Annotated in this window: 19 protein-coding genes and 1 pseudogene; 2 read left to right on the plus strand and 18 right to left on the minus strand. The window is 27.9% G+C overall.

Features of this window, described 5'->3' with window-relative positions; translation table 11 throughout:
- Positions 1–230: 230 nt before the first annotated feature.
- From N4A55_RS14300 to N4A55_RS14380, 17 genes are all read right to left on the minus strand, one after another.
- The gene (locus N4A55_RS14300) at positions 231–2,522 is read right to left on the minus strand and encodes a DNA gyrase/topoisomerase IV subunit A (protein ID WP_293757559.1); all 2,292 of its coding nucleotides are present in this window, start codon (positions 2,520–2,522) and stop codon (positions 231–233) included.
- Positions 2,523–2,538: 16 nt separating this feature from the next.
- The gene (locus N4A55_RS14305; protein ID WP_293757561.1) at positions 2,539–4,515 is read right to left on the minus strand and encodes a DNA gyrase/topoisomerase IV subunit B; all 1,977 of its coding nucleotides are present in this window, start codon (positions 4,513–4,515) and stop codon (positions 2,539–2,541) included.
- 210 nt (positions 4,516–4,725) lie between these two features.
- Positions 4,726–4,914, minus strand: a complete 189-nt coding sequence (locus N4A55_RS14310; RefSeq protein WP_293757563.1) for an H-type small acid-soluble spore protein — start codon at positions 4,912–4,914, stop codon at positions 4,726–4,728.
- An 82-nt stretch (positions 4,915–4,996) separates the two neighbouring features.
- On the minus strand, positions 4,997–5,377 hold the full coding sequence (locus tag N4A55_RS14315) for a ribosomal maturation YjgA family protein (protein WP_293757565.1): 381 nt from the start codon (positions 5,375–5,377) through the stop codon (positions 4,997–4,999).
- A 241-nt stretch (positions 5,378–5,618) separates the two neighbouring features.
- Positions 5,619–7,973 (minus strand): bifunctional glutamate--cysteine ligase GshA/glutathione synthetase GshB, encoded by a 2,355-nt coding sequence (gshAB, locus tag N4A55_RS14320; protein ID WP_293757567.1) that lies wholly within the window; start codon positions 7,971–7,973, stop codon positions 5,619–5,621.
- Between the two features lie 283 nt (positions 7,974–8,256).
- Positions 8,257–9,297 carry a tyrosine-type recombinase/integrase gene (locus N4A55_RS14325; RefSeq protein ID WP_293757569.1) on the minus strand — a complete coding sequence of 347 codons (1,041 nt, stop codon included), beginning with the start codon at positions 9,295–9,297 and terminating at the stop codon, positions 8,257–8,259.
- A gap of 301 nt (positions 9,298–9,598) precedes the next feature.
- Positions 9,599–10,117 carry a pentapeptide repeat-containing protein gene (locus N4A55_RS14330; RefSeq protein WP_293757571.1) on the minus strand — a complete coding sequence of 173 codons (519 nt, stop codon included), beginning with the start codon at positions 10,115–10,117 and terminating at the stop codon, positions 9,599–9,601.
- Between the two features lie 27 nt (positions 10,118–10,144).
- A complete protein-coding gene (locus tag N4A55_RS14335; protein ID WP_293757573.1) occupies positions 10,145–11,062 on the minus strand; it encodes an RluA family pseudouridine synthase in 918 nt (305 codons plus the stop codon).
- Positions 11,063–11,548 carry a signal peptidase II gene (gene lspA, locus N4A55_RS14340; protein ID WP_293757574.1) on the minus strand — a complete coding sequence of 162 codons (486 nt, stop codon included), beginning with the start codon at positions 11,546–11,548 and terminating at the stop codon, positions 11,063–11,065.
- A gap of 11 nt (positions 11,549–11,559) precedes the next feature.
- Positions 11,560–12,651 (minus strand): 3-dehydroquinate synthase, encoded by a 1,092-nt coding sequence (aroB, locus tag N4A55_RS14345; RefSeq protein ID WP_293757575.1) that lies wholly within the window; start codon positions 12,649–12,651, stop codon positions 11,560–11,562.
- 134 nt (positions 12,652–12,785) lie between these two features.
- The gene (locus tag N4A55_RS14350; protein ID WP_293757576.1) at positions 12,786–13,334 is read right to left on the minus strand and encodes a DivIVA domain-containing protein; all 549 of its coding nucleotides are present in this window, start codon (positions 13,332–13,334) and stop codon (positions 12,786–12,788) included.
- A 10-nt stretch (positions 13,335–13,344) separates the two neighbouring features.
- A complete protein-coding gene (locus N4A55_RS14355; protein ID WP_293757577.1) occupies positions 13,345–14,112 on the minus strand; it encodes a YlmH family RNA-binding protein in 768 nt (255 codons plus the stop codon).
- 9 nt (positions 14,113–14,121) lie between these two features.
- On the minus strand, positions 14,122–14,394 hold the full coding sequence (locus N4A55_RS14360) for a YggT family protein (protein WP_113675070.1): 273 nt from the start codon (positions 14,392–14,394) through the stop codon (positions 14,122–14,124).
- A 36-nt stretch (positions 14,395–14,430) separates the two neighbouring features.
- A complete protein-coding gene (locus N4A55_RS14365) occupies positions 14,431–14,916 on the minus strand; it encodes a cell division protein SepF (protein ID WP_293757579.1) in 486 nt (161 codons plus the stop codon).
- 6 nt (positions 14,917–14,922) lie between these two features.
- Entirely contained in the window at positions 14,923–15,624 is a 702-nt protein-coding gene (locus tag N4A55_RS14370; RefSeq protein ID WP_293757580.1) for a YggS family pyridoxal phosphate-dependent enzyme, read from the minus strand.
- A 52-nt stretch (positions 15,625–15,676) separates the two neighbouring features.
- Positions 15,677–17,146, minus strand: a complete 1,470-nt coding sequence (locus N4A55_RS14375) for an HlyD family efflux transporter periplasmic adaptor subunit (protein WP_293757581.1) — start codon at positions 17,144–17,146, stop codon at positions 15,677–15,679.
- A gap of 97 nt (positions 17,147–17,243) precedes the next feature.
- On the minus strand, positions 17,244–18,209 hold the full coding sequence (locus tag N4A55_RS14380; RefSeq protein ID WP_293757582.1) for a TIGR01212 family radical SAM protein: 966 nt from the start codon (positions 18,207–18,209) through the stop codon (positions 17,244–17,246).
- Between the two features lie 356 nt (positions 18,210–18,565).
- On the opposite strand from N4A55_RS14380, the gene N4A55_RS14385 reads away from it, so the two are divergent.
- Positions 18,566–19,273: a type II toxin-antitoxin system Phd/YefM family antitoxin gene (locus N4A55_RS14385; protein ID WP_293757583.1), complete on the plus strand. Its 708-nt coding sequence runs from the start codon at positions 18,566–18,568 to the stop codon at positions 19,271–19,273.
- Positions 19,274–19,399: 126 nt separating this feature from the next.
- Here the strand turns inward: N4A55_RS14385 and N4A55_RS14390 are convergent.
- Positions 19,400–21,463: pseudogene (locus tag N4A55_RS14390) on the minus strand (thioredoxin domain-containing protein).
- Between the two features lie 488 nt (positions 21,464–21,951).
- Here N4A55_RS14390 and tnpA point away from each other — a divergent pair.
- On the plus strand, positions 21,952–22,068 hold a 117-nt coding region (gene tnpA / locus N4A55_RS17085; RefSeq protein WP_443083840.1), incomplete at its 3' end, for an IS66 family insertion sequence element accessory protein TnpA.

The following is a 22,068-nucleotide window of genomic DNA, read 5'->3' on the forward strand; positions in this document are numbered from 1 at the left end:
CTTTTGGAACTGTAAAACAATATGAGTAGCTTAATCATTGTTAATATACTTTGACCTTATCATATTATTAAAAGTTATTCAATAATTAAATGATAAATTTCTTAAGCTTGATATTTGGGAATAAAACTATTGAAGATAACAATACTATAACAATAACATTGAAAGGATTGATTGCATGAATAAACAAGGAAATAACCAAGTTTAGAAGGATTACCTTATAGGTAATAGCATTACTCTTTCTGAAGGAATCCAATTATATTTTTCCTGCTTGGAATGATTTGTTTACCTTTTGAGTTCCTCTTATGAGTACCTATAGCAGATATGTTTTTCTTATTAATTTGACCATCAACATTTACCTGTATAGTTTTCTGCTCTGAATCAATAAACGCAATATCAATTATATGGTCATTGTTACCTAGTTTTATTAGATTAACTCCTTTAGCATTCCTTTTTTGGTTAGGTATTTCACCAGTATTTATAATTAATGCATATCCATTAGCTGTAATAGTTATTAACTTGTCTTCGTTATTCAGCTTAATTATCTTAATTACACTGTCATTGTCATTCAATTTGGTTGCAGCTATTTTAGACCTCGAACTATTGAATTCTATAGTATCTACATGTTTGATTAGACCATATTTGGTTGCAATTAATAGTTTATCATTGTCAAGTAATTTATCAATCATTACTATATGATCTTCATTTACACTTGTTAAAACACTTATAGCAGTTCCTTTGTCACTTAATTTGGTTTTTGGTATATTATCAACTTTTATTTTATATAGATAACCATCTTCATCAAATAGAGAAATTTTATCTTTGGTAGTGGCATCAATTACACATTTCATTTCTGACAGTATTTTTTCTTTATTCTTTTCAAAAATGTTAGAATCTACTGTCTTGATATAATTTTTGTCATCAACAAGTACATAAACATCTTCTACTATATCTTCTTCTTTAACATTAAGGGTCTCTAGATTTTTTAACATAGTTTTACGATTGATACTGTATTTATCAGAAATTCTTTGTAATTCAGTAATTATAGTTCTGTTTAATTCTTTCTTGTGTCCTAATATTTTTTCATATCGTTTTATTTTTCTCATGATATCTATATATTGTTTTTCTACTTCTAATTTCTCTAGGCCCACTAATTTGTATAATCTCATTTCCAATATAATTGTTGCTTGTCTTTCTGTATAATCAAATTTCTTAGCTAGATTTTCGTTTTTCTTAAGTTTGAAATTAATATCTGTCGTATCTCCAGTCATCAAACATTTTTTTACTGCTTTTGCATTTTTGGCTCCTCGAATTGCTTCAATAATGATGTCAATTTCATCATAAGCCCTAAGGAGTCCTTCTGTTCCTTCCTTTTTGTCCAACTCTTTATTTAGAAGGAATTGGTATCTTTTGGTATATATTTCCTGCTGGAATTCAACAAATTTTTGTAAGCTTGATTTTAGGTTGAACAGATATGGTTTTTGCTTATGTAATGCAAGCATATTGACACTAAAATTATCTTCTAATTTTGTTTTACTGTATAGTTTATTAACTAAGATATCAGGATCTACATCCTTTTTGGTTTCAATAATTATTTGGATTTCTCCTCTGGAACTTTCATCTCTAATATCTTGTATACCACTTATTTTCTTACTCTTCACTAATTCCGCTAGGTTTTCTATCAAATTTGATTTATTACCAATCAGTGTATATGGGATTTCTTTTATAATAATATGATTTTTCCCATTACTATTCTTTTCAATATCTATTTTAGCTCTAATTTTGATTTTGCCTTTACCTGTTGTATATATATCTTCTAATTGATTTTTATTAGCTATTACTCCTCCAGTAGGAAAATCTGGACCTTTAATATAGGTCATCAACTCTTTTATTGTAATATCCTCATTTTTGATATATGCAATAGTACCATTAATAATTTCACCTAGATTATGTGTTGGGAAATTGGTTGACATTCCTACAGCAATACCAGTCATCCCATTAACTAAAGCATTGGGAAACTTAGCTGGTAGAACATTAGGTTCCATCAATGTTTCATCAAAATTGGTTTTCATCTCCACTATATCTTTATCTATATCATCTAACAACTCCAGTGAAATAGGTTTTAGCCTAGCTTCTGTATACCTCATAGCAGCAGCTCCATCACCATCAATTGAACCAAAATTACCATGTCCATCAATTAATTCCTGTTTATAAGTAAAATCCTGAGCCATTCTAACCATTGAGTTATATATAGAGCCGTCACCATGGGGATGATATTTACCCATAGTATCTCCAACAATACGTGCACATTTACGGTAAGGTTTATCTGGTGTAACATTAAGATCTTTCATAGCATACAGTGTTCTTCTTTGAACAGGTTTCAGACCATCTCTTATGTCTGGTAAAGCTCTAGCTGCTATAACGCTCATCGCATAATCTATATATGATTGTTTCATTTCATCTTCATAATCAGCAATTATTATATTTTGATTTGTAAGATCTGGTAATTTCATATTTTTCTTCATTATTAGTTTCCTCTCTCTATGAGTCTATATTAGCATTCTCTGCTTCAGCATTAATAAATTCTCTTCTAGGGGGTACTTTTTCGCCCATTAATAATGCTGTTGTTTCTTCTGCTTGAATAATATTTTCTATTTGTACTTTTTTTAGAGTTCTGGTCTCAGGATTCATAGTTGTATCCCATAACTGTTCTGCATTCATTTCACCTAGACCTTTATATCGTTGGACTTCTATATTTCTTCTACTCATTTTATTAAGTATTTTTTCTAACTGTCTATCATTATAAGCATATACTTCTTGCTTTGATGATTTCACCTTATATAGAGGGGGCATAGCCAAATATATTTTTCCACTTATAATTAAATCAGGCATATGCTTATAGAAAAAGGTCAATAATAAAGTTGATATATGTGCTCCATCAACATCACCGTCAGTCATTACTATGATTTTATCATATTTTAACTTATCAATATTGAAATCCTCACTGGATTTATTACCGAATAAACCATCACCAAATCCAGTTCCCAATGCATTGATAATTGATACTATTTCTTTATTTTCAAGGATTTTACCCACTTTACTTCTTTCAGTGTTTAATACTTTCCCTTTTAATGGCAGAATAGCTTGATATCGTCTATCTCTGCCTTGTTTAGCAGATCCACCTGCAGAATCTCCTTCCACTAAGAATAATTCTGTTAATATTCCTTTTTTTTCATTTAATGATAATCTACAAGAAGCTAGTTTACCGTTGGAAGATACTTTTGATTGATTCTTTAGTATGTTATTCCTAGCATTAGCTTCTGTTTTTCTAATGTTATGAGATCTAATAGCACTTTCAACAATTTTGGTGATTGTTTTTTCATTCCTATCACAGTATTGTTCTAATTGTGAAAAAGTTATATCTGATACAATACCTTTTACTTCTGTATTTCCCAATTTTGTTTTTGTCTGTCCTTCGAATTGAGGTTCTGGCACTTTTACAGAAACAATAGCTGTCAAACCATTTCTGACATCTTTACCATCTAGTGTACCTTTTCCTTTGAAGATGGATAATTCTTTAGCGTATTTATTAACTATCCTGGTTAAAGCTAATTTGAAACCTGAAACATGCATACCCTCTTCCTGAGTATTTATATTGTTACAAAAAGAAAATATATTTTCTGTAAAATCATTGGTGAATTGAAATGCAATCTCGACTATAATACCATCCTTGATATCTGATAAGAATATTACATCATCATGTAGACTATTTTTATTATCATTTATTTCTTTAATAAAACCTACAAGACCATCTTCTTCATGATATACTACTTCTTCTTTATCAGATGATACATTATCTTTATAAACAATAGTTAAACCCCTGTTAAGGAAAGCTATTTCTTTCAATCTTTTTTTTATTATATTAGGTTTGAATTTAACCGAATCAAATATTTCCTTATCAGGTATAAAAGTAATTTTTGTACCACGTTTTCTAGTTGTTTTTACAGGTATTAAAGCTCCGTTATCAAGAACAGTGACTCCTTGACCCCCATTTTTATATTTATCAATATATACTTTTCCACCTCTATATATTTCAACTGTAAACTTAGATGATAACGCATTAACAACAGAAGCACCTACTCCATGTAATCCTCCAGAATATTTATATGTATCTTGATCAAATTTTCCCCCTGCATGGAGTACAGTAAATATTATCCTCTCAGTTGATATTCCTCTTGGATAATCAGATTTTGGATAATCTTTTGTGTTATCATGTAAATCTATAGGAATACCACTACCATTGTCCTCAATACTTATAGAGTTATCCTCATTAAGTGTTATTGTTATTTGGTCACAAATACCTGCTAGATGTTCATCAATACTATTATCTAATATTTCCCATATAAGGTGATGTAATCCTCTGCTTCCTGTATTACCAATATACATCCCTGGTCTTAATCTAACAGGCTCTAATCCTTCTAGTACCTTAATGTTTTTTCCACTGTATTCTCTAGCCAATTATAAAACTCCTTTCAAAAACAATATTCCATAGTATACTAATGACTAATATATCAAATAATCAATTAATTATCAATTTTTTTCTTTGTATATTAGGGAATCTTAATCCATTTTTTTAATTTTAAACAGGTATCAGCCTCTTATTATGCTATTATATGCGTAAAAATAAATGCAGAGCCAGAACCCTGCATAAACATGATATTTCCATTATTAATCTATAGTTCCTTCATGTAAATCATTAACACTTACAACTTGACTGTTTGATGGAGCATCCAATATTTCTATTTCAGCTGTTTGCTCTTCTTGATTAATATTTTTAATCCATACAAAACATCCATTATAATTTACATCTATTACTCCTTTTGATTCTAATATTTCACTAGCCCTTCCAACATTCATATTATCATACCTTTCCTATTTAATAATCTTATTATTAGACACTTAGGCAAAAATATGCATTATCAAAGAACTATTATATGTATTAACTATATGATTCTTCCATCTTATTATCAATGAATTTTTTTATAAGATATCCTATTATAATACCTGCTAGATATGCTATAAGATCTGACCATAAAAACCCTTGTCCTAATAAAATATGCCCTATGCTTGTTTTACGAAAGTTGTCAATCCAGGGTCTATGATACAACTGGGTAATTTCAATTATATATGTAATAATTATACTTAAAATGAATATGAATGAAGAATTTTTATTAAAGAATATGAATGCTAATATGAAAAATACCATCATCGCCCAAAAAACATCCCCCATGAATAATGGAATTCCTTTGATTTCCCTAGATAATAAACCTAATATTATAATTATTATAGTTGTTATTATGTATAATATTATTTTCTTCATAGATTGTACCTCCTACGTATATTGGAATAAATAATTTAACATAAGCTGTTATAATAGTTACTATGTAAATGGCTTATATAGATGATATTAATTGCATAGATAAAATAATTATATATTTGATTGAAATTAGTGTCAATACATATTCTCTACTAATTCTACTAATATATATAATTATATAACAAATCGCAAAAAGCAATTGTATTTATTGTTTTTTGCGATTTTATAACTCAATAAGATTTATTTAGTTGTCATAAGTATAAAACCCTAACAAATCCAATATTTTTTCTCCTAATTTTCTATTATCACCTATATATGGATAACAATGAATATGAATAGCAGGATTAAAATTCAATTCGATGATTCCATAATTATTATGGGCATCTCCTTTAATATCCTTAGTTATTAAGTCCACACCTACTATAGATGCTCCAACTGCTTTTGAAGCTTCTATAGCTATTTCTTTTAGAGATTCAGAGATGTCATCAGTATAATCAATGCTGTCTCCACCTGTACTTATATTAGAGTTCTCTCTAAGATATATGATTCTATCTTTTTCTAGAATAGAATCAAAATCAAGCTCTTGTTGAGCTAAAAACATTTTTTCTGGGGTATCTAATTTAATTTTCTCAAGAGGTTTTCTATATCCTTTTCCTCTTAAAGGATCTGTATTCTTCTTGGCAACCAATTCTCTTATAGTACTACTACCATCTCCTATTACATTAGCAGGAACTCTCCTAAGAACACCAACAACTTCATTATCAATCACAAAAACTCTATATTCTTTACCTTCAATGAATTCTTCTACTAAAACAGTATCATCTTTTTCAAATGCTAATTTTAGTGCTGTTTTATAATCTTGTTTAGTAAAGATATTCTTGAAAATAGTTATACCAATACCAAAGTTAGTGGAGTTTGGTTTTACAACTATATTCATATCTTTATACTTATAATAATCATCTAAGGCATGTTCAATATTAGTGTATACATCTCCATCAGGTACTTTTATCCCTGATTTCTCAAGTATTTTTTTTGTTACTAATTTGTTTTCCATAATCAATACGGTACTATACGTATCTTTTGATGTTTTTGTTGCTTGTTTTACATATTCTTTTTTATCTTTATAAGATAATTCAATAAAGTTCTCATTTCTATCTAATACTTCAACTTTTACTCCTCTTTTTATTGAATTAAGCATAAGAATCTGTGTGGACAGTTCCATATCTTCGTGTCCAATAAAATTAAACTCTTGAGATTTACTATTTTCTAGGTATTTAACTGCTTTCTCTAAATGGAATTTTATGAAACCTTGCTGTTCTATCTCCTTAAATAATATACTTGAGTATAGTTTTTCATGTTCTAATATCATTTCTTCATATTTATCAATAATACCATTAAGAAAATCTTTTTTGGTATCAATTACTGTAACTATTTGCCTTAGAGTATTAATGACATCTAATGATAATGAATCTACAGATTTTTCTTGTCCATTAAAAACAATTTTCAAGTTTTCCATCCTACCTTTATCAGCCACTTTTTGATTGTTCTTAATAGAATCTTTAAACAATGTTTCATCCATATAATCATCATCTAACATTGCTGCAAATATCATGAATAAGTGAATCAAGTACAAATCATCTATACTAAATCCTAACTTAAATAATGGATTTATATCCATTAAACGAAGTTCTAAATAATCAATACCATGTTCTTCTAAACCACTTAGATTACCATTATTGCTCTTAGGACGTATTACACTATAATATTCTTTGGAACTGATTAAATCTCCAGATTCAATTAGCTTTCGAATTCCTTTTATATAATCCTCTAGAGTATCTAGGGTAACATAATAATTATCAATATTATTGTAACCACATTTACCATTTCTGATAGATGCAGTAAAATTATATGCAACCTTATCTGATTTACTTTGTTTTGAACACCTTTTACAATAGTCAATATAGGATTCATGAATAGCTGGGCTACTTCCTAAAAGTCTAATAATTAACCAACTATATTTTGTAATGTTTCTAACCATTTTCATATATAATCTATCTTTAAATTCTCTCAATGTTACCTCTGAAGATATATTATCATATAATTTTTTTAATACATCATCTTTGAATGAGAAATTATAGTGTATCCCTGAAATCATTTGTTTTTTCCTGCCGTATTTTTCAGCCAAGTATTCACGATACAGATTGGCATTGTCTTTGACAAGTATTTCATCCGTATTATAATTAGCTAAAGGTATATCTTCTTCAGCAGGTAATATGGGTGGTAAGCTTTGAGGCCATAATAATTCATTCTCCAAGCTCAATGATACTATATTTTGCAAAGTCTCAAGATAGCTGTACACCTCTTCTAAGGAATTAACAGTAGGTGTTATCATCTCAACTTGACTTTCAGAAAAATCTGTAGTTATATATGGGTTTTCAGATTTATCACCAAACACTTTTGGGTGTTGTGTTATTGCTAGTTTTCCATCATAGCTTACACGTACATTTTCCTTTTCTATACCAAAATTGCCAGATAATAAATTCTTTCCTTGTTTATTAACTGTTATTAATTCTACCAATTGTTGATTTAATTCAAGCATTATTCCACTCCTTAATTAGGGGCATAAATATAAGTAACCACTTCTACTTTTGTCTAATACCTTTCAGTATACGCCTATTTATGTATATATATCTATCTTTATATATTATACATATATATTAATTTATAGGAAAGGTTTTTTACTAAAAATTTGAATATATTAATATACGAATTATTAGAAATAAATCTAGGATAATAAAAAAATATTTGATAAACAAATGGTGGTTTACGTAATATATTTATGGTCAACTACTCTTGGCATTTATTTCATTTGTTTAAGAATATCAATATTCTAATTTTTCTATCTCATCAAACATTCTGTTTTTATTAATAATTTGTATATAATTATCAAAAGTAGTACTAGTTCGGCTGTGACCTAGAATATCACTTACAATTCTTACGGGTACTCCACTATCTAATAGATAAGTTGCAAAGGTATGTCTTAAGCTATGAGGTGTTATTTTTTTATGAGCGCTTCTTTTGGTATTTATTTCTGCTCTATCCAATAGTTCTTTTATAATTATGGTTATCCTTCTGGTGGACATAGGCATATCATCAACTTTATAAAGGGATGGAAACAGATATACACTTTTATATATTAATCTATTCAACTTAATATTTTCTCTAATTGTTGCTTTCTCTAAGCGTTCTATCGCTGTTTTATATTTAAAATACTCAAACATTAATTTACTATTTAAAGGAATCCACCTTGTTTTATTCCCTTTACCTGTTACAGTTAACAGTTTGCTTTCAAGATTAATATCATCCCACATAACTTTTGCAGTTTCGGAAATTCTTAGACCAGTATATAAAAACAAATTAAACAAAAATCTATTCCTTATCTTAAAATATATATTATTATATTTATCTTCTAGAATGTCATATTCTTTCCTAGTCTCAATATTGACTTCATTTTCTAGATATTTTAATGTCTTATTAATTTCATCTTTGTTAAGTACTGGTTTTTCCCTAGTAGCATCTACTTTAAGTGACTTCAACTTATGAGTCACACTAACATGAATTAATTCTTCTTCATTAGCAAATCTGAATAAACCAGTTAATGTATTTCTCTTTGCATTAATACTTCTTGTTTTATAATTATACTCATCTCTATCCAATTCTTCTAAAAAACTATCAATAATATTTTTGATATTATCTTCTTCGATATATTGTGTACCTCTACTTTCTATTATAAAATTCGTAAATTGGTTAAGAGTGACCTTATAATTTTTTATAGTTGCATTAGACAATCTGTTTATTTTAAGATGGTTTATATATTTTTCTATTATCATTGTCATATCAATAATATTGGGTTCTAAATTCATGATCATTTCTCCTTCATGTATATAATTCACAAGATTGTTTACATAATGTATTTATGGTTAACTATATATCTTCCAAGGGGTACTAGCATATCCATTTCTATTTTTCGTAGTTTTATGACAGTGTTCATATAGTAAATAATATAAGAACTACTATAAAACTTCTAAAAACAGCATATTTACTAGCCTTAAGACTTATTCTTATAATATAAATATGCTTTGTGTTCACCGAGTTCGTATATTTATCTTTAGCGAGTTCGTATATTTCGCCTTACCTATAATTAGATTATTCAATTTATTCTTTTCACTCTACTTTAGCCCCAAACGATGTAGCCAACAAAATACACCCAGCTATATCCAACTTAACATTATGCAAATCTAACTCTGATAAATTTATTCCTTCAATAATTGCTTCTCTGAAATCACAACCATTTAACTTGGCTTTATGTAAATTAGTATAACTTAATTTGGCTCCATTAAATATTACTTTCTCCAAATTACATCCAGTCAGGTCAGCTCTAGTTAAATTAACCTCACTAAAATCCAACCCCTTGAAATCATGGAATTTCAGATTGGTATATGAAAAATCACCTCTCACTATAACTACTCCTAATAAATTGGATTCATCAAATGTTGAACCTACCATTTTACAATCTGTGAATTTTGCGCTAAATAAATCAGCAAAACCAAATTTGCAATTTAGAAATGCTGAATTTTTAGTATCAGATACATTTAATCTAAAAGATTTTTGTATATCCAAAAACTCTAAATTACTATCGTTGAAATCAACATCTTCATATCTTGTGTTACTAGCTATCTTCATTAATTATTCTTTCCTCTCATTTCTATGCTACATGTTTCTTAATTTCTTTAATAAACCAGTAAAATAATTAGGTAAAGGTGCTTCAAACTCCATATACTCATTAGTAGTAGGATGTACAAACCCTAACACTCTTGCATGTAAAGCCTGTCCTTTCAACTTGAATCTATCACTTTTAGGACCATAAACAGGATCACCTAACAATGGATTATTAATACTCGTCATATGAACTCTGATCTGATGTGTTCTACCTGTTTCAAGCTGTAATTCAACGTAAGTATATTGATTAATCCTTTCAAGTACTTCATAATGTGTAATTGCTTCTTTACCATTGATAGGATTAACTGCCATTTGCTTACGATTAACTGGATGGCGTCCTATAGGAGCATTAATTACACCCTCATCTTCTTTTATATTATTATAAACTATTGCATTATATTTTCTTGTTATTGTATGATCCTTTAACTGTTTAGCTATACTCTCGTGAGCTTTATCGTTTTTACATATTATCAAAACTCCTGATGTATCTTTATCGATACGATGAACTATACCAGGTCTCATTACTCCATTGATTCCTGATAAATCATCTTTACAATGATACATGATAGCATTAACTAATGTTCCAGTATAATGCCCTGGTGCAGGATGAACTACCATACCTTGAGGTTTATTAACTAGTATTACATCTTTATCTTCATATACAATATCAAGAGGTATATTTTCTGCTACTATATCAAGTTCTTTTGGTTCAGGTATTACGATATTTATTTCATCTGTAACTTTTAACTTATAATTTGACTTTATTGCACTATTATTTACAGTAAGATGATTTTCTTTTATCAACTTCTGTATAAATGACCTAGAATAATTAGGTAATCTATCTGAGATGAATTTATCTATTCTTATCCCTGCATCTTCTGCCTCAATTAAAAATGTATAACTATCCATTTATTTAGTACTCCTCTTCATAAAAGCAAAATCTTCGTCTTTGTACTTAAATATCATCAATGCTATCAATAAAATAGCACCAACAACCACATAGCAATCAGCCATATTAAACACTGGAAACTCAATTAGTTTAAAGTATAACATATCAACAACATATTTTAATCTAATTCTATCCACAAAATTCCCAATAGCTCCAGCTATAAATAGAATCATTGTAAATCTAATAGGGTAGTATTTTTTGTCTTTTGGTATCTTTGTATAAAAATATAAGATCCCAATCAAAATTACTGTAGTGAATATTATAAATAGCCACCTTTGTTCTTGTAACATGCCAAATGCCGCACCTTTGTTTTTAACATAAGTCAAGCCAAAGATATCATTAATTATTGGTATATATGTTCTTTCTGTAATATTTATCACTGTTAAATATTTTGTAAATTGATCTAAAGCTACAAGTAATAAGACACTTATTAACATTACTAACATTACATATCTCCTTATAAAATGTATTTAATTGCTTTGATTATTATTTCTTTATCTAAGTTATTTCTAATTTCGCAAGAGCCTATTCCATTCAAAAGTATAAAATTTAGTTTATTATTTTTTGTTTTTTTGTCATGATATAGTTCATTATAAATACCTAATTCATTTAGTTTATCAATTTTGATCGGTAAATCAAAATTCTGAATACAAGCTTTTATATTGTCTAGTTCAATAGAATCAATTTGATTTAATAGATAAGATAGATATGCAGCTGATACCATACCTAGACCTACACATTCCCCATGTAATAGATTAAAATTATATAATCTTTCAACAGCATGACCTATAGTATGTCCAAAATTAAGCGTAGCCCTAATTCCTTTTTCTTTCTCATCCATTGCTACAACTTTACTTTTTATAACACAAGATTCATATATTAATTCTTCCATAATTTCATTATCCAAATTCATTATTTTTGAACTATTTGCTCTGATGTAATTAAAATATTCTTTACTGGCAATAAGTCCATGCTTAATTATTTCACCCATACCAGCGCTGATTTCTTTTTTAGGCAATGTTAATAATGTACTTGTATTAATATATACTAACTTTGGTTGATGGAAAGCTCCAATAATATTCTTGTAACCATCAAAATCAACTCCTGTCTTGCCTCCAATGCTACTATCAACTTGAGAAAGTAAAGTTGTTGGTATCTGAATAAAATTGTTTCCTCTCATATATGTTGCTGAAGCATACCCAACCATATCTCCTGTAACACCGCCACCAAGAGCAATCAAGTAAGATTCTCTATCCAGTTTTTCTTCTATCAGCTTCTTATAGATTATATTGATTGTATCAAGATTCTTATTAGCTTCACCATGAGGTATGACTAAATAAGATAGCTTATCAGTAATTTTAGATAATATATTACATAAATCATCTAAATATAACTTACTAACATTATCATCTGTTATTATACATACTTTCTTATGGTCTATACCTACTTTTGATAGATATTCTTGTAAAGAATTAAAATTATTACTAATAATAATTTTGTAGTCATTTGTTTTTGTTTTCACTTCAATTCGCTTCATAGTTTTAGTCATTCCTTTTTATACACCTTAATATAGTGCATTATTAAATAGATTGATAATATTAAAAGAAAAGTCCTAGAGGACAGCCTCTCGAACTTTATTTTAGCATAAGAAAGTTAAATTTACTATAACAATCATAATTTTTCTTATTCATTATCAATTTGTTTTACTGATATGTCATTTATTTTAGTTGCTGCAGCTTCTTCAATTGATGTCTGAGCAAGAATATCATCTATATCAATTGGTTTATTTTCCAAAGTATTACTATTAGTCAACTCAAGCTGCGCTTTTAGAAATTGTCTAATTTGTATCTTAGAAGCATCATATTGTTGAATAAGTTCCTCTTTCTTTTGACTAATTCTATATACTTCATTTCTTGCATCTTCCACTATTGTTTGAGCTTTAACTTCAGCTTCTTTTTCAATTATCTCAGCTCTTTTATGTGCATTTGATTTGGTTTCTTCAGCAGTTTTCTCTGCTAATAGCAAAGTATTTTGAAGTGTATCTTCAATTGTTTTATAATACTTTATACCTTCATTTAATAAGTTAACTTTATCCTTTAATTCAATGTTTTCTTTATACATTTTTTCGTAATCTGTTAAAATTTCTGTTATTGCATTTTTTACTTCAGTTGGAGAATAACCAAATAATGATTTTTTAAAACTTTTTCCCTCAATGTCTAAAGGTGTTAACATATTATTCCTCCTAAGTATATCGTTTTAATTCAATATAAATTCTATCTTTTTTAGTTCTGCTGCCTATATCATACAATTGAAATTTCCCTATCCCTCTTACTGATACTATATCTCCTTGAGATAATTTACACGAAGGAGACAGGGTTAATTTACTATTTACATAAACATTTTTATTCTTAATTAATGTAATAGCTTTTCCTCGTGACAAAGGAAAAGCTAGAGCAACAACAGAATCTAATCTAATAGATGAAACAGTTCCTTTTACAGGCTGAAAACTTGGTGTTAATATTTCTTGTGGTAAGTCATGTATTTTTGTAATATTAACTACTGTTTGCTTTACTTTTTCTAGATTAGATAATATATAATCAGATACAGGTTTTATAACAAACACAATTGCGTAGTTATCTTTTACTATAATATCTCCGATTTTAGTTCGTGTAATACCAAGATTCAATATAGCACCTAAAAAATCACGATGAGTCAAATTATTAGAAAACTTTTTGTTTCTAGGAGAAATTTTCAAGACCTCAATAGGATAATTAATATTATCATAGTCAACATAATCTGGATAAAATGCTATGATTTTTCTTTCGCTATATTCATAACCACCATAAAAAATATGATTAATATTTGATAATTGATTTTTATTAGAAATAAATAAGCTTTGTTCATGAATGTTTAAAAAATCTGTAAACACACTAATTTGCCTTAATGATGCATGTTTACCTTTGTCAATAATCTTATTGACAATCAAAATATCTTCATTTTTATCTAACATAAGTCTAACCTACTTCATTAAGTTATTTACTAGAGATTGTAAGATTCTAAGTAATAAAAACGCAATCAATGGAGAAAAATCTAATACATTTCCTTTTCCTCCAAAGATTGATTTATCTATGAGTTTTCTAATTGGAGCTAATATTGGTTCTGTTATCTGTAGTATAAATTTTGCAAAGGGATTATTATATGCTCTGGGAACCCATGATAGTAGTACTCTTACTAAAATCAATATTTCTAAGGCATATAAAAATAATTCTATAGTTCTTAATGCGTAATACATGGAATTCACTCCTTAATTAGTTTATTTAGCGAATAATTATTGTTCACTTTTCCAAGGTAAAATAATCCCATTAGATTTCAGTTCTTTTCCTAGGTCACCAGCAATATCTACATTTTCAGGCGCAATTAAAAATATGTTATTTGTAACTCTTTGCAAGTTACCATTTAAGGTATAACAAGACCCACTAATAAAATCCATTATCCTCTGAGCTATATTTCTATCCATCTTATCTAGATTAATTATTACTGGTTTTTTTGATTTAATATGATCACATATGTCTTGAGCCTCATCATATGTTTCTGGTTGAATAACTACTACTTCCATTTGAACATTAGCTTGAAAATTAACTACATTAGTAGCATTACTTTTCTTTTTTGAATAGCTTTTAATATGTTTAATATCTGAAACATTAGATGATGTAGATGGTTCTTCGTTTTCTTCATTATATTCATAATCTTCGTCATAATCATCATAATCACTTAATTTCATCATATCCATCATCTTATCAATAAACTTTGCCATTCGATATCACCTCTTATTATAATCTCTTGTGCCAAATATGCCTGTCCCTACCCTAACCATAGTTGAACCTTCTTCAATGGCTACCATATAATCGTTTGTCATCCCCATTGATAAGATATCCATACTAATATTATCAATGTTTTTCCTTTTTATGTCAACAGCTAATTGCTTTATTTCTCTAAAAATATGTCTATTATCTTCGCTATTAATTACATAAGGAGCTATTGTCATTAAACCTTTAATTCTTATGTTAGATAACTTGCTAGTAGCGATTATGAAATCATTTAATTCCCTTGTCATTAAACCAAATTTGGTATCTTCGTGAGCAACATTGAGTTGAATGAGAATATCCATTATTTTATCTGATTTTATTGCTTCAGCATTAATCTTCTCAGCCAATTTCAATGAATCTACAGAATGGATTAAACTTACTTTATCAATTATATATTTAACTTTATTGGTCTGTAAATGTCCAATCATATGCCACTTAACTTTGTTACCTAATATATCATATTTATGTCTTATTTCTTGTACCTTGTTCTCTCCCATATTAATTAAATTATTTTTTAATGCTTCTTCAATACATTCTACAGGCTTAGTTTTTGAGACAGCTATTAAAGTTATGTCTTCTTTGTTTCTGCCTGCTTTTTTAGCTGCAATTTCAATATTATCAAGAACAATGTTAATATTGTCTTTAATGTTTTCCATGTATTCGTCTTCCTTTCTTATGTTGCTATACACTAACCTTTTCCTTATTATATCAATATATAATTACATCCTCTTTTGCATTACTTGCATCTGCTATAACTCTGTCATATATTCTAATTCCATATGGTGTGTTGGTTTTAACGATAATATAGCTGTCAGTATAATATATCTCATCAATCAATTTAAAATTTGTATATCCTTTATTAATAATGTATACTCCTTTTAAAGACTTCTTTTCTGAAATTGTATAGTTATTGTTTGTCGAATCCACTAAAATATCATTTAACTGTAGCCCTTCTTCATTGATGGGCACATAATAACTTTCTTCTTCAATATGTTTAAAACCAATTTTAATAAATTCAACACTTTCTCCGCCAACTAAATGTTCACCATATGTTTTTTTTAATACACCTTCATTATTACCTTTTTTGGCAATACATGCTTTTGGTATTCTTAAAAAATCTTTTTCAGCTACTGCTGTTTTTGGTATTTTTATTCCATCATACTGTTCATATATAACTTGGAACTTGATCTTTCTATTTTTAATAAGATCAAAATATCTGTCTATCTCTAAAATAAGATATTCTTTCTTATTTTTTTGAACTATATCATAGACTTTAGTTTTGATTGTTACATCTTTTTCAATTATATTAATAGATATAGTATCCTTACCACTAATAAAATCGGTTAAATCATCTTTCATTTCGCATACAACATACCATTTGTCATTGTCTATAATTTTAAATAGAGGTGAATCTTTTTTTATGGTTTCTTGTTTGTATGTATATATCTCTTCTTCGCTTTTGAAATCAAACAAAGATTGGATATCAAGATTATCTATGCTAAAATTTTCGTATCCATCAATTCTATATGAGATCACTCCACTTTTAATTGCCTTTATTATACTGATATTATTGTTTATTTGTGATTCTAACAGTTCTTTACTACGAATTGTATCTAGATCTAATTGATCATGTATATATAATGATTGAGTGATATTGGAAACTGTATCCTTCATATTAGCTTTGAACTCATAAATATTTCCAAAGGTATCATTATCATAATTCATTGTATATGTATACAAATTCTTTTTTATATCTTCATGTGAATTACAATTATTTGCATAAGCTAATTTGTCATTTATGTAATTAAGGTCTTTTTTTATTTCAGCAGTATAATTTCCGTTTGAATCTATCATACATACTATACTATCGATATTTATCTTATCTCCCTCTGGCACATAGTAACTAGCCATTCCATCAGAAGTGCTTCTGATAACAGTTTCATTTCTTAGTATTATTCCTTCAAACAATTCATCATTATAGATACTACCTTTTTCAGCAGAAACATAATTGACATCATTACTAATTAAGAAAGAAATAATATTATATATTAGATACAAAAATATCAAGAAATAAATAAATGTTCCAATCCCTAATCCTTTACTTTTAGGTGCTTTTCGTTTTGGTCTTTTAGTTCTCGATCTATTTTGTTGTTCACTATTTCTTCTGTTTTGCTCCAAATTAACACCTCTTATCAAAAACGAATAAATATCTATTATTTAATAATACACCAATTTTTTACTTAAAAGCAAGTCCTATTCATATAATACAAAATACTTATATACTAAATTTTTTGGTTAATGCTATTCCATTTTGATAAGTACATAATCTGCCTTGATAAGTATTATTTTTGACCATACTATTCTCAATACCATCTTTTATTTTCCACCAACTTGTATTCCAATTACAAAAGATAGTTTCTTCTTTTGGAGCTCTACTGGCTAATCGCTGAATAGCAATATTGGGGTCCGTATATTCTAAGAATGCTACTACTCTGTCTATATAATCATCTTTAGAAATAATACTTATCTTATTCTCATTATATAATCTAGCTAACTCTGTTTTTTTTGCAATATAAAGTGAATGAAGCTTAATTTGGTTAACACCAATTACTGTCAATATCTTAGCACCTTCTACTATATCTCTCATATTATCCCACGGCAAGTTTAGAATCATATGTGTACATATATCAAAGTCATATTTTTTGATTCTAAGAACAGCATCAATGAATTCTGCTAATGAGTGGCCTCTATTTATTTTATCTAGAGTGTAATAGTTTACACTCTGTAGGCCCAGTTCAATTGTTATATTAATGTCATATTCCTTTTTAATATAATCAAGAATCTCTAGATAATCATCATTAATACAATCTGGTCTAGTAGAAATAGCTATTTCTACTATTTTATCTCCTATTGATTCTGTTATAGCATTCTGAAATTTTTTTATTGGCATATATGTGTTAGTAAAGTTTTGAAAATAAGCTATGAATTTTTTTGCATTATATTTCTTTTCTATATAAGACATGTTTTTCCCTAGTTGTTCACTAACAGACATTCTATTGGATAAACTCTCAAACCCAGTTCCAACTTCACTACAAAATATACATCCATTGTAACCAATACATCCATCTCTATTAGGACATGTCAAATCCATGTTTATAGGTAACTTATATACTTTTTCACCATATTTATTCTTAAGATAATCAGAATATTTATAGTATAGTCGTTTTTCTGTATCAATCATATCTAGTTTTCCTCCAAAGTTAATCAATAAATCACTTATATTATATTGGATTATAGATATTATTTCAACAGTTATAAAGATGTACATTATTATAATTCAATTTCTACAATCAAATGTTTTCCTGTATTCTACTATTTTTTTATTGGTTCATCCATTATTTATATTATATCACTTATATTAAGGATTTTATATAATTTTATAATTAATTATTTAATGATATAAATAATGTGACATTAGGATTTTCGTGCTGATTATTAAGCCAAATTCATTTAATTAATACATAACATTATATTGATTAATATTGATTTATGTTATATAATTATCTTAAACAATATATATGATTAGGAGTGTTTATTATGATAGTTAATTCTACAGATATTAAAACTAATTTTGGCAAATATCTTGACCTTGTACAAAAAGAAGACATAGTAATTACAAGAAACAAAAAACCTGTTGCAATACTAACAAAATATTCCAAATATAGAGATATAATAAAAGATAGTAGCGGTGACTATATATATGATAACTCCGAGATAACATATGATGAGTTTATTGAAGTATACAAAAACACTGATGGAAGATTTGAATATCTTGATGGAGTCGTTTATCAATTGATTCCACCTAGTCATACACATCAACATATAATATCCTGTGTAATTGGTGAATTTTATACTTATTTCAAAGATAAGAATTGTAAGCCTTATGTAGGACCTTATGATATATATTTTAACAATTCACCTACAAAAGATATTGTACAGCCAGATATATTCGTTATATGTGATCATGAAAACATACGAAATGATAGATATTTTGGAATACCAGATTTGATTGTTGAAGTTACTTCCCCCTCTACAAGAAACAATGATTTAGTGAAAAAACTTAATCTCTATTTGCAATCAGGAATTAAAGAATATGTTATATTTGATACTAAAAACAAAAACGTTGTTCAATGGAATTTCAATAATAAACAAGTTCAAAAATGCAATACAATAGCTAAAATGGGTGTATATAAGTCAAATATTTTTGATGGGTTAGAAATTAACCTATCCATAATCTTTCAATAAAATTAAACAACAATATAGATGCTCAATAAAAAAGACATAACACTTACATCTATTCTATTTACACGAGAATTGTTATGTCTTTTGTTATTATATATTTATAAATCTACTTATAATTTAGGATTATAGCTATTTTTCTCCCATAATTTTTCTAACTGCTTTGCTTAAGTCAGTTAAAGGGGCGCTACAGGAGTAATTTTCACACATATATATAGTATTTTTATTGTTTATTTTTATTTTATCTTTGATACTAGGATTTAATTTTGTAATGTCTTCACTACCATCATTAATTAGTACTGTTAAATAGCTATCATATTTATCATTTATTTTATCAATAAAAGTTTTGACTTCATTATCGTCGTAATTTCCACATATAACTATATCTTTACTACTTTTTATTAGTATCATAAGCACTTGCAATATGAAAGTATAATATCTAGGATAACTATTTATTTGAGTTGAAAAAATTTGAATAATCTTATTTGCTTTTTCTTCTAGAGATAGATCACCAGTTAATCTACTTAATTTTAACAAGCAATAAGCGGCTACAGAATTACCAGAAGGTATGGCTCCATCATATATCTCTTTTGGTCTTGATATTAGTTTTTCACTTTTTGTACTATATAAGAAAAATGCACCTTCTATATTATCCCAGAAGTTAGTTATCATATAATCCTTTAATCTAACAGCCCAATTTAAGTAAAATATATTGAAAGTAGTTTCATACAATTCTATTAATCCCCAAATCATAAAAGCATAATCGTCTAGAAATCCATCATTTTTTCTTCCGCCGTCTCTATACCTTACATATAGACCTCCATCTTCTTTTGTTAGATTATGATATATAAAATCAACAGTTTTTTTAGCATATTCAATATACTCATTATTTTTCAGATATCTACCTGATTTGGCTAATGCAGCTATTATAAGGCCATTCCAAGAGGTTAATATTTTATCATCTCTATGGGGTCTAACCCTTCTATTCCTGTAATCAAATAATTTTTGTTTGCATTCTTTTATTAATTTATTTTGTTCAATTACCATAGATAATTCAGTATCAATTAAATTTAAGATGTTCTTATTTTCAAAGTTACCTGCCTCAGTTACATTAAATATATTACAAAATGTTTCGCCATCTTTTATTCCAAGTATATCTAATATTTCTCTTTTGCTAAAAATATAAAACTTCCCTTCTTCACCTTCAGAATCCGCATCTTCTGCTGAATAAAATCCCCCATCTATATCCAACATATCTCTTGTCAGATAGTTAATTGTTTCATCAGCTATTATTTTAAAATCCTCTCTCTTGGTACACATATAGCCTGATGTATATGCCATTATAAGTAAAGCATTATCATATAGCATTTTTTCAAAATGAGGTACTAACCATTCTCTGTCAGTTGAGTATCTGGAAAATCCACCACCAAGATGATCATATATTCCACCTCTATACATACCCTCTAGTGTTTTTACACACATATTTAGCGCATGTTCATCTTTATATAACGTATATTTTTTTAGTAAATAAAATAAATTGTGGGGTGTAGGGAATTTAGGCGGATTATTAAATCCTCCATATCTCAAATCAAAACCTTCCATTAATTCTTCATAAGCTGATTCTATTGTGTCTTGGTTTAATTCAACTTGAGCATCACTTTTTACTAAATTTATATGACGTAATATTTCATCACTCTTATTTATTAATTCCTGCTTATTGTCACACCATATCCTTACAATATTATCCAATAAATCAATAAACCCTACTCTCCCATGTAATGAATGCTTTGGAAAATACATCCCTGCGTAGAATGGTTTTTGTTCAGGTGTAATAAATATACTCAAAGGCCATCCACCACTTCCAGTCAATTTTTGACAAACATCCATATATACAGAGTCAATATCAGGTCTTTCTTCTCTATCTACTTTTATAGATATAAAATTATTATTTAATATATTAGCTACTTCGTTATCTTCAAATACCTCTCTTTCCATTACATGACACCAATGACAACATCTATAAATAACACAATGTCAACTGTACCCAATAGAAAGGAAAACTGGCTTATTTTCTGTCTTTGCCTTTGCAAACGCTTCTTCACACCAAGGATACCAGTCCACTGGATTGTATGCATGTTGCAATAGGTAAGGACTCTTTTCATGAATCAATCTATTGGGTACTTTTGAATTTGTCATAGGGCATCACCACCTTTCATTTTTATGTGTTTCATTATTAATTTTCCCAAGAAGATTGGTTTTATACGATTTATGCTATCAAAGGATAAATAGTAATTACAGTCCTTTTATGATGTTGTGTACACGGCAGAAGCTTTCTCTATTCAGTTGTTAAATCAAATTTAACCATTGTTAATTCTCTCTTCTTTACCGTTGTACTGTAATAACTGGTATACAGTTATTACTGGTAAAATAATTGGACAGTTATATACAGTTGTAATAGGATAAAATTTTTTCACCTTTGTAAATAATGACCGTCTATAGATGGCTATTGTTAATTCAGTGATGCATTAACAATTTATTTAACTGTGTTAGTGATTTAATTCTTTTAAAGTGGTGAAAGCATTGTAGATAGCGTTACCTACTAGAGAATTTCTTAGTTTTAGTCTTAACTGTTAAACGAACAGCAAATTTCCCCATAAAGAGATCCAATTCATGGAGGTGTTTTAATGTCAGATATTAAAACTGATAAAGAGTGGAAAGAAATTATTAGTTTATTTAAGAAAAGTGGATTAACCGCTACTCAGTGGTGTAAAGATCAAAACCTAAGTTATCATGCATTTATG

The sequence above is a fragment of the Vallitalea sp. genome, assembly GCF_025211055.1.
GTDB lineage: Bacteria > Bacillota > Clostridia > Lachnospirales > Vallitaleaceae > Vallitalea.